This is a genomic window from Hymenobacter swuensis DY53, from assembly GCF_000576555.1.
GTDB classification, from domain to species: domain Bacteria; phylum Bacteroidota; class Bacteroidia; order Cytophagales; family Hymenobacteraceae; genus Hymenobacter; species Hymenobacter swuensis.
Map to the genome: position 1 here is coordinate 389,038 of NZ_CP007145.1, position 13,830 is coordinate 402,867.

A 13,830-nucleotide genomic window follows, 5' to 3' on the forward strand; every position below is an offset into this window, starting at 1 on the left:
GTATGAACAAATTGTTTTTGTGGACGGCGGCCTTACTGGGGCTGCTATGTGGAGTGATGGGCCCGCAGACCGCCCAGGCGCAGAAATTCGGCTACGTTGATTCGGAGTTCATCCTGAGCAAGCTGCCCGACTACACCCAAGCGCAGCAGGAACTCAATACACTTTCGGCGAACTGGCAGAAGGACATCGAGACCCAAAAAAAGGACCTTGATAAGCTCTACCGGAATTATCAGGCCGAAGAAGTGGTTCTTACGGAAGCTATGAAGAAAAAGCGGCAGGACGAGATTCTGAAGAAGGAGCAGGATATTAAAGCTTACCAGAACCGAATATTTGGATTTGAGGGCCAACTCTTCAAGAAACGCCAGGAACTCACCAAGCCGGTGCAGGACAAGGTATTCGAAGCCGTCGAAAAAGTAGCCAAGAAGAAACAGCTGGCTATTATGTTCGATAAGTCCGGTGACCTGACCATGCTCTACACAAATCCCGTGCATGACTACACGGAATTTGTGCTGGAAGAGCTGGGTCTGGCTTCTGAGGACCGTAACCAGCCGGCCCAGAAAGGCACGGTGAAAACTGTAGCTACTCCGCAAACGCCTGCCGGCGACACGGTTGCGGAAGAGGAGCCGGTGCCCGGCCGACAGCCTGCCCGCACTACTACGCGGCCGGCAACCCGAAAAAAGTAACTTTGCGTATCTAACTCTCTGACTTTTCCTTTTTGATGACCACCATGAACAAATTCCGCGTTGCGCTGGCTGCTGCCGCCCTTACCTTCACTACGGCTACGGCTTCGATGGCTCAGACTGCCGCACCGCTGAAAATTGGCTATACCAGCGTGGAATACGTGCTGAGTCAGATGCCCGAAAGCAAGCAGATTGAGTCGCAGTTGAAAGACTATAGCACCCAACTCAAAAACCAGTTGGATGCCAAAGCCACTGACTTCCGCACGAAAGGCGAAGCCTACCAGAAAGGAGCCGCTGCCATGTCGGATCCGGTGCGCGCTGATAAGGAGAAGGAACTGCAGAATCTGCAGCAATCTATCCAGGAGTTCCAGCAGAACGCGGAGGCTTCGTTGCAGCAGAAGCAGCAGGCGCTGCTGAAGCCGGCTCTGGATAAGCTTCAGAAGAACATCGATGCAGTGGCTGAGGAAAACGGCTTCACCTACATTTTGAACTCCGATGGTGCCAGCCCGGTGCTGCTCCACGGACCCAAGGAGGGCGACGTATCGGATCTGATTCTAAAGAAGATGGGTATTACGCCCGGCGCGGCTACCGCTCCTAAGGTGACTACGCCTGCTGCCCCGGCTCCTTCGGCCGTACCAGCAGCTTCGACTACTAAAACCAAGACCAAAACCAAGAAATAAGGTGCCGTCCTGTTTCTGACCTGACCATCGGCGCAGCCGGGGCATATGCTCCGGCTGTTGCTGTTTTATAGACACCCACTTGCCGCTCCCGCCCCAGAGCAGCTGCGTGAACACACCCCGTTGATTTGAGCCGTATGTCGGAGCCGGAAGAAGACCAGGAGTACCTTGCCCAACCGCCAGTTCCGGTAGCTGCGGCGGCTGTTGAGGAGGAAGACGATGAGGAGCGTGGCGACGAACTGTATGAGCATCACCGCATCACGGCCAACCGTAAGCAAGAACTGTTGCGGCTGGATAAGTTTCTGCTAAACCGGCTGCACAGTAGCTCTCGCACCCGAATTCAGAACGCCATCAAGGCCGAAGCGGTGCAGGTGAACGACCGGCCGGTAAAGTCGAACTATCGGGTAAAACCCTTTGATGTCATCACCATCACGCTACCCGAGCCACCCCAGGAGTTCAAGGTCATGCCTGAACCTATGGACCTGGATATTCGCTACGAGGACGCCGAACTATTGCTGGTGAATAAGCCCGCCGGTATGGTGGTGCATCCGGCTTTCGGCCACTGGAGCGGCACGCTGGTCAATGGTTTAGCGCATCACCTGCAGGGCCTGCCTACGGGCCGCAACGGCGAGGTGCGCCCAGGACTGGTTCACCGTATCGATAAGGATACGTCAGGGCTGCTCGTCATTGGGAAGTCGGAGTATGCCATGACGCACCTTTCCAACCAGTTTTTTCACCACACCATCGAGCGAACCTACTTGGCGCTAGTATGGGGAGTTCCCAAGGAAACGGAAGGCATCATCCGTACGCATATTGGTCGCAGCCTCAAGGACCGGAAGGTGCAGACCGTATTTCCGGAGGGCGACCAAGGTCGGCACGCCGTGACGCACTACAAAGTGCTGCGTACGTTCGGGAAGGTGACCCTGGTACAATGCAACCTTGAAACTGGGCGTACCCACCAGATCAGGGTTCATATGAAGCACATCGGCCATCCGTTGTTCGGGGACGCTACCTATGGCGGCGACCGTATCGTATACGGGCAGCGCACGGGGGCTTACAAAATTTTTGCGGAGAAAACATTAGAGCTAATGCCCCGGCAGGCTTTGCATGCCAAGTCATTGGGGTTTGAGCACCCTGTTTCGCGTGAGCATCTGCAGTTTGAGGTAGAATTGCCGGCCGATTTCGTGGAGCTGCTGGCCCGATGGGAGCAGTATGCCGCCGAGAACGAATAAGCTCCTTGCATAACTTTGAAACGTAAAAAGGGCCGCTACGATTAGTAGCGGCCCTTTTTACGTTATTCTGAAGAAGCGGCAGTTATTTGCGCTTCACGGGAGCTTTGGCCGGGGCTTTAGCGGGCTTGGTAATTTCGCTCACAGCCGTTTTGGCCTGCTGGTCATTAGGGTCCAGCGTCAGCGCTTGCTGCCAGTAGGGCAGAGCAGCGGTTTTGTCGCCTTTCTGGTAGTAATAGTAGCCCAAGTACTTGTTTGCCTCAATCAGGCCCGACTTGTACTTGGTTGCATCTTCAGCGGCCGTAGCTACTTTGATGTACTGCTCATAATACGGTTTGGCCAGACCCTGCTTTGAATCCTTATCCATGTTTGCATTGGCACGAGCGCGCATCTGGTAGCCAGGGATGTAGGTCGGGCGCTCAGTTACTACCAAGCTGTATAGGCTGTCAGCTTGTGCGTACTGGCTGTTAAGCTCGTAAGCACGGCCGAGATATACTTTATCCGTAAGCTCACCGCCTTTGTTGGCTGCCATTCGCTGCTTCAGCACCGTGATGGCACTGGGGTAGTCTTTAGCCGCCAGGTAAGCTTGAGCCAACTCATTCTGCAGTTCAGCCGCTTTCTTGGGGTCAGCATCAATGGCTTTCTTGATGATAGCCGCGCCTTCTGTCGTTTTGCCGCCTTTGATGAGCATCTTACCGTAGTACACGTTGTCTTCGGTAATCACCTTATTCTCAGCCTGAGCTACCTGCAGGTATTTCTGCATAGCGGCCAATGCCTCGTCGTTTTTGCCGGTTTCGTACAGGCTGTAAGCCCGCAGGCGATTCATGGTGAGGTTGTTAGGCTCTTTAGCCAGAACTTTATCCACCTCTGCCAGTGCCTCGGGGTACTTCTTGGTTAGGTACAGGAATGAAGCGTACTTGGCATCCGTCGTCGAAGACTTTTCGGCCAGCGAAGAGTACTTCTGGAACTGCGCCAGCGCATCGTCGTAGCGGCCGGCGAAGTAATAGGTTTCCGCCAAGGCATTGTAGGCCGGAGCATAGTTAGCATCCAGACTGATGGCCTTGTCGAAGTTGGTTTTGGCTTCGTTATACGAGCGGGCGCGCATGTTCAACTGGCCTTTGCGCACATAAGCCTGCACGTTGTTGGGGTCAGCCAGCGAGGCGCGCTCGTAGCTGTTCATGGCTTCGCCGCCACCGGTTTCGCTTTTCAGGTAAAGGTCGCCCCGGGCAATCATCAGAGCCGGATCGTCCTTGCCTTTGGCTAGCTTCTCGCCGGCACTCACGTAGGTAAGGGCTTTAGTGGCGTCTTTTACGTTCGATTCCGCGTAGGCCTGCGCAATCATCGTGTATACCTTGGCATCTTTCCCTTTCGAGGCCTTCACCGCGTTGTCGAACTGAATTTCAGCTTCGGCAGTCTTGCCCTGGGCCAGCGCGGCGCGGCCGGCGGCTACCATGGTCATGGGGTCTTTCTGGTTCAGAGAAACCTTGTTGAAATAAAACGCGGCCGAATCCGGCATGTCGCGCATCTGATACAGCCGACCCAACTCAAACGCGGTTTCGTTCGATTGGGGGGCACGCAGCAAAGCAGCACGGGCTTCGCCGTAACGCTCCAGCTCAATAGCTTTCTGAGTGCTGGTGGTCTGAGCAAGAGCGGCCGAACCGGTAACAGACAAAGCAGCGAGGAGCGTGAGCTTCCAGGGCTTAAGATTCATGAGCAAAAGATTTGGTGAAAAGACTTGGGAAGGAAGAGAAAACAGCATTAGTTGGGCTTTACCTCAATCATGCGTACCTGGCCGGTGGCGGGCATAAGGCCTGCTTTCAGCATGATGAGCTGCCCCTTGTTGCCTGCCAGAAAGGATGCAAAACCGGTGCCAAGTCCGGCCCGTGCTTCCCGGCTGATAACATACAGCTCCCGGCGCAGCGGATACGTCTTCTGGGCCAGGTATGCCTGATAAGGTTGAACGTAATCAGATGGAACCGAGCCACTGGCTTTCGGACTGATACCAGCTACCCGCACGCGGCTCAGAAACTTCGGAACCTTGGGGTCGTCCCGGTCACTTATCCAGTTTACCCCAATTACCCCAATAGCATTGGGATGAGTAGCAACGTAATCCAACAGGGCCGGGTTCGATTTAGAGGCAAAAACTCCTTTGGTAAGGGCCCCGCCTCGGGTTACCGAATCCTGCACGAAACGGGCCGTACTGGAGTTGTTGTTATCGAATACCGCCGTAATGGCACCCAGCTTATTATTCGCGCTGAGTTGGCTCCACTGCGTCAGCTTACCCGCAAAAATGCCCTGTAGCTGCGCAACAGTTAGCAAAGAGTCGGCATTGCTCGGATGTACGATAATGGCTACACCATCAACCCCGATACGAATGGTGCGTGGCTCCAGCTTCTGGCGCTGGAACGTGGCCCGTTCGTCGGCAGTCAGGTCGCGTGAGACAATGGCGAGGCGTATGCTGTCCTTAAGGAAGGCCTGCATTACGTCCAGCTCCGGGTTGTACTGTGCCTGAATGTGGGCACTGGGATAGAGCTTCTGGAATGTGTCTACCTGTGACGTCAGAATAGGAGCAAACGTCTCGTCCACGCCAATCTGGATAGTGCCGCTGCTGGTTGTATCCAACTCCTGCTGGCTGCCGGACGAGTTACTACCACAACCGGCCAATAAGGAGCCACACAGCAAACCCGCCCCGATACCCCAAAAATTACTGCGCTTCATCCTGATTTTTTTTGAAATGTTGCTGGTAGGTGCGGACAAATCTAATGATTCCGTAAAAAACGAAGACAGCAGCCAGTAAGCGTCGTGGTGTATCGGTAAGGCCAAACAGACCAGCCGGGGAAAACCATAAGAATATCCCCACGCAGGCATACAGAGCCGACATGATTAAAGTAAAGTAGCGCACCACAGTTGGTTGGCTTCGGTTGCCTAACCGTTCATCGGTGGTCGGACGTTCAGGAATCATAGTAGGTGAAAAAGCAGGTTACTACCTTCTAAACGTGAAAACAGCACGCTTTTGTTCGATTTCTTCCGGTATTGAAACAGCAGGACCAAATACGGAAAGCGCAAAAAAAGCCAAAAAACGGCTGGGTTTATGCATCCCAGCCGTTTTTCGACTTCCGAAAAACCAATTCAGAAAAATCTATGTAGCACGCTGGGCACTATTCGTATTTAAACGTGATAGGCAGCGTGTAGCGCACTGGCACCGCGTGGTTGTTCTGGTAGCCCGGTTTCCAAGCCGGCATCTGTCTGATGACCCGGCTGGCCTCCTCATCAGTACCATAGCCCAGGCCCTTCAGAACAGTGACATCATTGATGGTCCCATCGGTATTTACAGTAAATGACATAAACACCTTGCCTTCTACACTGGCCCGCAACGCCTGAGCCGGGTAGCGCAGCTGCTTCTGCAGGTATTTGATGAGCGCGGCATTGCCTCCTATAAATTCGGGCATTTGCTCTACGTGCACAAAGGGCTGGGTTACTGACGGGGCAGCGGGCTTGGTGGCGGTGTCATTGCCAACTGGTCCTGTAACGGCCGCTACACTTCCATTGCCAACTTTGGGTATATCTCCTACCACAACCGGGCCGTCGACAACTGGTTGGGTAATTGCGTCCTCTTTAGGCACATCTTTTACCTGATCATCCGGTGCAATACGCGTTGGAATAATGGTGACAGGGCGTACTACTACGGTGGGAGTCGCCGGAGCCACGTCAACTGCGGCAGGGGGCGTGATGGCAGGCGGAGGCATTATATCTACAAACGGCCCGCTGGGTACGATAGGCGGCACTACCACTACCGCTGGCCAGATGCGCTGCACCAGTACTGGTATGGCAATTAACACAACTGCCAACGCAATAGAAATAGCTACGGCTTTGGCAACATGTTGGCCATAGACTTTGCGCAATACGTAGGCCCCGTAGGCCTTATTGCGGCCCTCAAAAACCATGTCATCGAGGGAGGGGAGGGAGGTGTGAGCGGCTGTAGTCATGGGCTGGATAGATTAAGTGAACGATGAACTGATACAAACCCGAAACGCGCGAAGCCACCAACCCTTCTCTACTTCCTTACCAACTGGCTTTCAAGTATTCAACGTCGGCATACTGGCCAATAGTATGTTAGCCGACTATATTTTTTTATCGAAGTATAGACAAACAAAAACCCCGAACCGGACTTGCGTCCAACTCGGGGCTTACGTTGCATCCGGCAGTAGCCAGAGAGCAAAATTTACTTGATGGCGAAGGTCACCGGAACCGTGTAATACACAGGGACTGGACGACCATTCTGGCGGCCAGGGGTGAAGCGGGGCAGGTTCTTGATAACGCGGAGCGATTCTTCGTCGCAACCGGCACCAATACCTTTCTGTACTTCAGCACCTGTAACGCTGCCATCGGCACCAACTACGAACTTGATGAAAACCTTGCCTTCTACTTGGTTACGTAGTGCCATGGCGGGGTATTTGATGTTTTTGCCGATGTAGGCCAGCAAAGCTTCAACACCACCGGGGAAAACCGGCATTTGTTCTACGTAAGTGTAAGGTTTAGTTTCTACCACTTCCTCTACCGCTTTCGTGCCTTCACCGGGCTCCAAACCTGCCAAGTCGGCGGGGTTGTCGGTGTTGCCTTTCACGGTTTCGTTGGCTACCACTTTATCCTTCAACTCTTCCTGGTCAGGAATTTCTTCCTGCTTCTGTACCTCGTTGTCCTTTTTGATAACAGGCGGTACAAATTTCACCGTGGTGAGCTTAGGCGGCGGTGGCGGCGGCGCGTCTGGCGGCGGCGGCGGTGGGGGTGGCGGCTTTGTGGCATCCAGCGGTGGCGCTTCAAGCGTGTTCACCTTCAGCATCTTCTCATCAGCTACCACTTCTTCCTTCTTCATCATGCGCGCCACCAAGGGGAAGGCAATCAGAAGAGCAAAAACAGCAATGGCGATAAGAACAGCCCGGGTTACGTGCTTGCCATATACCCGCCGGATTACGTAGGCTCCATAGGCCTTATTGCGCCCCTCGAAGACGATATCGTCGAGGCTTGCCTGGGCCAACTGTGCGTTGTCCATCATAATCCAGAAGATTTAATCAGTTCCTGGTCGGGCTTCGCAATGTCTACCAGCGCGTACTTTTTGGTACCCGTGATATTCATCTCGTCAAGAATATCGACCATGTTCTTGTAAGCCGACTTGTCGTCGGGCTTGATCAGCACTACGAGGTCGGGGTTCGTGTTACGCTGAAGCAACACTTTCCGGATGCCATCAGCACCATAGTTGGAAAGCTTCAGCTCCGGCTTCTGGCTGGCGCTCAACAGGCCGTCGTAATAATACAGCTTGTTGTCTTCACCCAGCAGCAGGGTCAGGGCGTTGGATTCTTTGATTGCCGGGGGCTCCGGATCATCAGCTTTCGGCTTCACTGGCATAGCCACTTCCATTACGGTGGGCTTGCTGAAGGTGGTCGTGAGCATGAAAAAGGTGAGCAGCAGGAAGGCCAAGTCTACCATCGGGGTCATGTCGATTTTGGTCGACATCTTTTTGGCCCGTTTCTTCCCGCCTTTACCGGAATCACCTCCTGATTGTTGTATTTCTGCCATGTCTGTGCGGATTACTTACCGGCTACTGGTTTGGTTTCCAGGTCGGTAATGAGGTTGAACCGGTTAATGTTCTTCTCCTGCATCAGCTTGATGACTTTCCTCACCGTTGGCACATCCGTCTTGCCGTCGCCTTTAATGGCTACGTAAGGGGCTTTGCCATAGGCCGATTTGCGGCTCAGCGCCTGAGCAGTCTGTACCCACTCAATGAACTGGTTGTTGGTGGAGTCAGCGGGAATACCTTCCTGCTTCACCAACTTGCGCTGCTCGCTGTCAAGGCTAAGCAGAGCAGGCAGTTTCTCGATTGGGGTACCAAAGCTCGATGCTACGCCTTTGAAAGCCTGAATTTGAGAGGGCGTAAAGCTTACTCCGTATTTGGCTCCCACCTGCGTCAGCAAGTCGGACTTGATAGCGTCGTCATCCACGCCGAAAAACACGCGTTTCTGGTCGTCAACCGCAATAGTAATTACGTGTGACTCCGGCAAGCGAATTTCCGAAGTGGAGGTAGGCGTATCCACCACCACTGCCTCTTCCGGGGCAAACTTGGTGGTGAGCATGAAGAAAGTCACCAGCAGGAAGGCCAAGTCCACCATCGGGGTCATATCCAACGACGGCGATGTTCTATGAGGCTTTACTTTGGGCATTGCTGGTGTCGTTTAGTAGCGTTATTCAGAAACGATGTAACCTCTGCTTTAGTGCATTAGCGCACTAAAAATTAAGCAGGGTGGCTGTGGTCGGTTTCGCCGTGCTGAGCAGCGAAGGTCTGAATGATGCTGAAGCCAGCTTCGTCGATGCTGTAGGTCAGCTCGTCAATTTTGCTGGTGAAGAAGTTGTAAGCTACGATGGCCAGAGCCGACGTACCGATACCCAGTGCCGTGTTGATCAGAGCTTCCGAGATACCGTTAGCCAGACCTACTGCGTCAGGAGCACCACCCTGTGCCAGAGCCGAGAAGGCCTTGATCATACCCAGTACCGTACCGATCAGACCGGTCAGCGTAGCTACCGAAGCCAGGGTCGAGATGATAACGAGGTTTTTCTCTAGCATCGGCAGCTCCAGAGCCGTCGATTCTTCGATTTCCTTCTGGATGGCCAGTACTTTCTGGTCTTTCTCCATGTTGCGCTCACGGGACATCTCCTGGTATTTCACCAGACCGGCACGTACTACATTGGCTACTGAGCCTTTCTGCTGGTCACAGGTAGCAATAGCACCCGTAATGTCGTTCACGTTCAGTTTCTGACGGATGGTACGTACGAAGGTTTCGATGCTTTTCGAACCTTTGGCACGGCTGATGGTCAGGGCACGCTCAATCGAGAAGATGAACACGCACAGGAACATGGTCATCAGGACCGGTACTACCGGACCACCTTTGTACACTACACCGAAATAGTCACCGGCGAGGGGGTTGTTGTCGTGGTTACCACCCTGGAAGTGGCTACCGTCGCCCAAGATGAAGATGAAGATCAGTACGCTGACAATAAACGCCGCCAAGATGGCGATAACGGCAAACGAGGATGAACCACCGCCCTTGGACTCGCCCTTAGGCGCGGCAGCAGCGGCGGGCCGGGCCGCAGGCTTGTTCATGGCATTCTTTTGTTCCATTGTTCCGGAGAATTAGTGGGTTGTTGGTGAAAGGTTGAACGTACGGGTAAAAAAAAGAAAAATGCTTGGCTGCTTGTTAACGAGTAAACTTTGCTCACCCACACGCTGCATTGGGTGCCCGGAGGCAAGCAGCGTGGGTCTGCTCGTGTGCGAAGTCCCTCCTGGAAACAGGGGTAGCCTTGGCAAACCTAAATAAAAAACCTGAGTGCCGCCAAATGAAAAATGGGTTTAAACGCTTTAAACCGATGTGGACCTCAAAAAAAGGCTATTTTTATTGCGTTCTTTCACTGTTGCCGCCGGGTAGCCTTTTCGCTTGCTCCCAGTAAACGTCCATCTGGGCCAGCGTGAGCTCGTGTAGCTGGTGGCCATCCTGCGCCGCTTGCGTTTCTAGATACTGAAAGCGGTGAATGAACTTCCGGTTGGTGCGCTCCAACGCTTCCTCCGGATTGATGCCCGCGTGCCGAGCAAAGTTAATGAGCGAGAATAGTAGGTCGCCAAATTCGGCTGCCGCCCGCTCCTGGTTGATTTCCGTAGCCGGAAGGCCGGAAAACTCCGCTCCGAACTCCGAAAGTTCTTCTTGCACCTTTTCCCAGACCTGCTCCGGCTGCTCCCAATCGAAGCCGGCCCCGCGTGCTTTTTCCTGAATGCGCATAGCCTTCACCAGCGCCGGTAACGACGAGGGTACGCCACCCAGAACGGAAGAGTTGCCTTTCTCCTGAAGTTTCAACTGTTCCCAATTGCGCTTCACGGTTTCCTCATCCTCGGCTTTCACATCGCCATAAATGTGCGGGTGCCGGAAGATGAGCTTCTCACACTGCGCGTTAAGCGCGTCGGCAATGTCGAAGGCACCCTGCTCACTAGCTATTTTGGCGTAAAAGGTCAGATGCAGCATCACGTCGCCGAGTTCCTTCTTCAGGTCGGGCAGATCGTGGCGAATGATGGCGTCACTGAGCTCGTAGGTTTCCTCAATTGTGAGGTGGCGCAGGCTTTCCAAGGTCTGCTTCCGGTCCCAGGGGCACTCGGCACGCAGCCGGTCCAGTACATCGAGCAGGCGACCGAAGGCTTCCAGTTGAGCTGGCCGGCGGGCAGCGGTGTTATATTCCATTAGGCCAAATATACAACGGCTTACGGCTTTTGTGGTAGCTACACGAATAGGATTAGGCCGGGCTTCATCCAGACGGGTAGATTCTTTCGTAGGGAAAGCAGGACAGGTTGGCTACTTTTGCGGCCTCATTTCGCCGACTCTCGCACTTTCAACATAGCACAACATACTGTGGCACTGATCAAATCAATTTCGGGCATCCGGGGTACCATTGGGGGCAAGGCCGGCGACGGTCTGACGCCTATCGATGTGGTGAAATACGCCGCTGCTTTCGGTACCTGGGTTCTGCAGCAAACCAATAACAATACTATCGTTATCGGCCGCGACGCCCGTCTGTCGGGCGACATGGTGAGCCGGCTGGTAGCCGCCACGCTGCAAGGCCTGGGCATTCACGTTATCGACCTGGGCCTGAGCACGACGCCCACCGTGGAAATGGCCGTGCCGGCCAAAAATGCGGGCGGCGGCATCATTCTCACGGCTTCGCACAACCCCAAGCAGTGGAACGCGCTGAAGCTGCTCAACAACAAAGGCGAGTTTATTTCGGACACCGACGGGCAGCTGGTGCTGGCGCTGGGTGATTCGGAGGCCTTCGACTTTGCGCCCGTAACCAAGCTGGGTTCCTACACCACCGATGACACGTTCCTGCAGGAACACATCAATACCATTCTGGCCCTGCCGCTGGTGGATAAAGCTGCCATCAAAGCCAAGAATTTCCGGGTAGTAGTGGACGCCGTGAACTCCTGCGGTGGGTTTGCCGTGCCGATGCTGCTGGAACAATTGGGCGTGGAAATCATCGAAAAGCTGTTCTGTGAGCCGACCGGTGATTTCGCCCACAACCCAGAGCCGCTGCCCGAAAACCTGCGCGAAATTGCCAAGACAATGGAAAAAGGCTCCTTCGACCTCGGCATTGTGGTGGACCCCGACGTGGACCGCCTGGCGCTGGTAAACGAGGACGGCACCATGTTCGGCGAGGAATACACGCTGGTAGCCGTGGCCGATTACGTGCTGCAGCAGAACGGCGGCGGTAATACCGTGAGCAACCTCAGCAGCACCCGCGCGTTGCGCGACGTAACCGAGAAACAAGGTGGGCAATACGCTGCCGCTGCTGTGGGTGAGGTGAACGTGGTGAATAAGATGAAGGAAACCAACGCCATCATCGGGGGCGAGGGCAACGGGGGCATCATTTACCCCGAGCTGCACTACGGCCGCGACTCGTTGGTGGGCATTGCGTTGTTCCTGAGTCATCTGGCCAAAACTGGCCTGACTATGACGCGCCTGCGGGCCTCGTACCCGAACTACTTTATCTCGAAAAACAAGATTGAGCTGACGCCCGAAATCAATACCGATCAGGTGCTGGTGGAAATGGAGAAACGTTACGCCAAGCAGCCGGTAAATACCATCGACGGCGTGAAAATTGAGTTTGACAAAGAGTGGGTGCACCTGCGCAAGTCGAACACCGAGCCGATTATCCGCATCTACGCCGAGTCGGACTCCAACGCCACGGCCGACCATCTGGCCAATAAAATCATCGGCGACATCAAGGAGATTATCAGCAAATAGCGGCTGTAGCGCTACTTTTAGTACGAGAAGTGAGTTGTTTGCCAGGGCCCTACGGGGCCGGGGCAGATGGCTCACTTCTCCGCTTTTAGGCAGGCTTATGGCGGCGCAGCCCACCGGAATCCGCTATTTTTGCGGCACCATTTCCTTTCCATTGGTTTTCACCGCTTTTCGCCCTGCTCATGAACGTGTATTTCGATAACGCCGCTACCACGCCGCTGGACCCCGAAGTGCTGGATGCCATGCTGCCGTTTCTGCAAAACCACTTCGGCAACCCCAGCAGCATCCACGGCCACGGCCGGCAGGTGCGGGCGGCCATCGAAAATGCCCGGAAAACCATTGCGCACCTGATCAATGCCGCCCCGGCCGAAATCGTGTTTACATCCTGCGGTACCGAGGCCGATAATTATGCCGCCTTCGGGAGCGTATCCACGCTGGGCCTTACCCATGGCATTACCTCCGCGCTGGAGCACCATGCCGTGCTACACACCATGCAGGCGCTGGAAAAGCAGGGCATGCAGTTGAGCTACCTCCGGCACGATGCCCAGGGCCGCCTCGACCTGGCCCATCTGGAAGAGTTGCTGGCTACGCACCCGCGCACGTTTGTGAGCCTGATGCACGCCAACAACGAAATCGGCAACCTCAACGATATTGCTGCCATCGGTGATATCTGCGCGCAGCACAATGCCGTGTTCCACACCGATACGGTGCAGACGATGGGGCACTATAAGCACGATGTGCAGCAGCTGAAAGCCAACTTTCTGGTGGGGTCCGCGCATAAATTTCACGGTCCGAAAGGCGTGGGGTTCCTGTACCGCCGCTCGGGCCAGACGGTAAATGCCCTCATCCACGGTGGCTCGCAGGAGCGCAACCAGCGCGCCGGCACCGAAAACGTGTACGGCATTGTGGGGCTGGCGAAGGCCCTGGAAATTGCCTACCGCGACATGGCCGCGCATCAGCAGCACATTCAGGGCCTCAAAGACCGGTTTATGGCGAAGCTGCGCGCCGAAATTGACGGGGTAGAATTCAACGGCACCTCAGCCGAATCCGACCAGAGCCTGTACACGGTGCTGAGCGTGAGCCTGCCACCCTCTGACCTGAACGAGATGCTGCTGTTCAACCTCGACATCAACCACATATCCTGTTCGGGCGGCTCGGCTTGTACCAGCGGTGCCAACGCCGGCTCGCACGTGCTCAACGCGCTGGGCTGCGACCCGAACCGGGGCACCATCCGCTTCTCCATGAGCAAGTACAACACGGCGGAGGAAGTTGATTACGCCGTAACGCAGCTGGCCAAAATGTACCGCAAGGAGCCGCTGAAAGTATAGCCGGAATTCCAAAAAAACGTCGGTGCCCCGTCTTGCTTGCAAGGCGGGGCACCGACGTTTTTTGATTTGCCGATACGGGGAGCCCG

At 54.8% G+C, this 13,830-nt stretch carries 14 protein-coding genes; 5 read left to right on the plus strand and 9 right to left on the minus strand.

What is annotated here, in order from left to right; genetic code table 11:
- Positions 1-2: 2 nt before the first annotated feature.
- From HSW_RS03145 to HSW_RS03155, 3 genes are all read left to right on the plus strand, one after another.
- Positions 3-683: an OmpH family outer membrane protein gene (locus HSW_RS03145; protein WP_044000795.1), complete on the plus strand. Its 681-nt coding sequence runs from the start codon at positions 3-5 to the stop codon at positions 681-683.
- Positions 684-727: 44 nt separating this feature from the next.
- A complete protein-coding gene (locus HSW_RS03150) occupies positions 728-1,360 on the plus strand; it encodes an OmpH family outer membrane protein (RefSeq protein WP_044004050.1) in 633 nt (210 codons plus the stop codon).
- A 134-nt stretch (positions 1,361-1,494) separates the two neighbouring features.
- Positions 1,495-2,589, plus strand: a complete 1,095-nt coding sequence (locus HSW_RS03155) for an RluA family pseudouridine synthase (RefSeq protein ID WP_044000796.1) — start codon at positions 1,495-1,497, stop codon at positions 2,587-2,589.
- A gap of 82 nt (positions 2,590-2,671) precedes the next feature.
- Here the strand turns inward: HSW_RS03155 and HSW_RS03160 are convergent, their stop codons facing one another.
- From HSW_RS03160 to mazG, 9 genes are all read right to left on the minus strand, one after another.
- Complete coding sequence (locus HSW_RS03160; protein ID WP_044000797.1) at positions 2,672-4,297, minus strand: tetratricopeptide repeat protein; 1,626 nt, start codon at positions 4,295-4,297, stop codon at positions 2,672-2,674.
- A gap of 47 nt (positions 4,298-4,344) precedes the next feature.
- Complete coding sequence (locus HSW_RS03165) at positions 4,345-5,304, minus strand: PstS family phosphate ABC transporter substrate-binding protein (RefSeq protein ID WP_044000798.1); 960 nt, start codon at positions 5,302-5,304, stop codon at positions 4,345-4,347.
- Positions 5,291-5,548, minus strand: a complete 258-nt coding sequence (locus HSW_RS03170) for a hypothetical protein (protein ID WP_044000799.1) — start codon at positions 5,546-5,548, stop codon at positions 5,291-5,293. Before HSW_RS03170 ends, HSW_RS03165 begins: the two co-directional genes overlap by 14 nt.
- A gap of 196 nt (positions 5,549-5,744) precedes the next feature.
- Entirely contained in the window at positions 5,745-6,572 is an 828-nt protein-coding gene (locus HSW_RS03175) for an energy transducer TonB (protein WP_044000800.1), read from the minus strand.
- A 236-nt stretch (positions 6,573-6,808) separates the two neighbouring features.
- On the minus strand, positions 6,809-7,639 hold the full coding sequence (locus HSW_RS03180) for an energy transducer TonB (protein WP_231501346.1): 831 nt from the start codon (positions 7,637-7,639) through the stop codon (positions 6,809-6,811).
- The gene (locus HSW_RS03185) at positions 7,636-8,097 is read right to left on the minus strand and encodes an ExbD/TolR family protein (RefSeq protein WP_394332382.1); all 462 of its coding nucleotides are present in this window, start codon (positions 8,095-8,097) and stop codon (positions 7,636-7,638) included. Before HSW_RS03185 ends, HSW_RS03180 begins: the two co-directional genes overlap by 4 nt.
- A 74-nt stretch (positions 8,098-8,171) precedes the next feature.
- Positions 8,172-8,801, minus strand: a complete 630-nt coding sequence (locus HSW_RS03190) for an ExbD/TolR family protein (RefSeq protein ID WP_044000803.1) — start codon at positions 8,799-8,801, stop codon at positions 8,172-8,174.
- 71 nt (positions 8,802-8,872) lie between these two features.
- Positions 8,873-9,739, minus strand: a complete 867-nt coding sequence (locus HSW_RS03195; RefSeq protein WP_044004051.1) for a MotA/TolQ/ExbB proton channel family protein — start codon at positions 9,737-9,739, stop codon at positions 8,873-8,875.
- 289 nt (positions 9,740-10,028) lie between these two features.
- The gene (gene mazG / locus HSW_RS03200) at positions 10,029-10,862 is read right to left on the minus strand and encodes a nucleoside triphosphate pyrophosphohydrolase (protein ID WP_044000804.1); all 834 of its coding nucleotides are present in this window, start codon (positions 10,860-10,862) and stop codon (positions 10,029-10,031) included.
- Between the two features lie 168 nt (positions 10,863-11,030).
- On the opposite strand from mazG, the gene glmM reads away from it, so the two are divergent.
- Both glmM and HSW_RS03210 read left to right on the plus strand, forming a co-directional pair.
- A complete protein-coding gene (glmM, locus tag HSW_RS03205) occupies positions 11,031-12,419 on the plus strand; it encodes a phosphoglucosamine mutase (protein ID WP_044000805.1) in 1,389 nt (462 codons plus the stop codon).
- Positions 12,420-12,598: 179 nt separating this feature from the next.
- Positions 12,599-13,744, plus strand: a complete 1,146-nt coding sequence (locus HSW_RS03210) for a cysteine desulfurase family protein (protein ID WP_044000806.1) — start codon at positions 12,599-12,601, stop codon at positions 13,742-13,744.
- The last annotated feature ends 86 nt before the right edge of the window (positions 13,745-13,830 follow it).

Coding starts and splice junctions, on each gene's coding strand:
- HSW_RS03170 (WP_044000799.1), bottom strand. CDS start 5,548: ATGATTCCTGAACGTCCGACCACCGATGAACGGTTAGGCAACCGAAGC.
- mazG (WP_044000804.1), bottom strand. CDS start 10,862: ATGGAATATAACACCGCTGCCCGCCGGCCAGCTCAACTGGAAGCCTTC.
- HSW_RS03150 (WP_044004050.1), top strand. CDS start 728: ATGAACAAATTCCGCGTTGCGCTGGCTGCTGCCGCCCTTACCTTCACT.
- HSW_RS03210 (WP_044000806.1), top strand. CDS start 12,599: ATGAACGTGTATTTCGATAACGCCGCTACCACGCCGCTGGACCCCGAA.
- HSW_RS03155 (WP_044000796.1), top strand. CDS start 1,495: ATGTCGGAGCCGGAAGAAGACCAGGAGTACCTTGCCCAACCGCCAGTT.
- HSW_RS03165 (WP_044000798.1), bottom strand. CDS start 5,304: ATGAAGCGCAGTAATTTTTGGGGTATCGGGGCGGGTTTGCTGTGTGGC.
- HSW_RS03180 (WP_231501346.1), bottom strand. CDS start 7,639: ATGATGGACAACGCACAGTTGGCCCAGGCAAGCCTCGACGATATCGTC.
- HSW_RS03160 (WP_044000797.1), bottom strand. CDS start 4,297: ATGAATCTTAAGCCCTGGAAGCTCACGCTCCTCGCTGCTTTGTCTGTT.
- HSW_RS03145 (WP_044000795.1), top strand. CDS start 3: ATGAACAAATTGTTTTTGTGGACGGCGGCCTTACTGGGGCTGCTATGT.
- HSW_RS03175 (WP_044000800.1), bottom strand. CDS start 6,572: ATGACTACAGCCGCTCACACCTCCCTCCCCTCCCTCGATGACATGGTT.
- HSW_RS03185 (WP_394332382.1), bottom strand. CDS start 8,097: ATGTCGACCAAAATCGACATGACCCCGATGGTAGACTTGGCCTTCCTG.
- HSW_RS03195 (WP_044004051.1), bottom strand. CDS start 9,739: ATGAACAAGCCTGCGGCCCGGCCCGCCGCTGCTGCCGCGCCTAAGGGC.
- HSW_RS03190 (WP_044000803.1), bottom strand. CDS start 8,801: ATGCCCAAAGTAAAGCCTCATAGAACATCGCCGTCGTTGGATATGACC.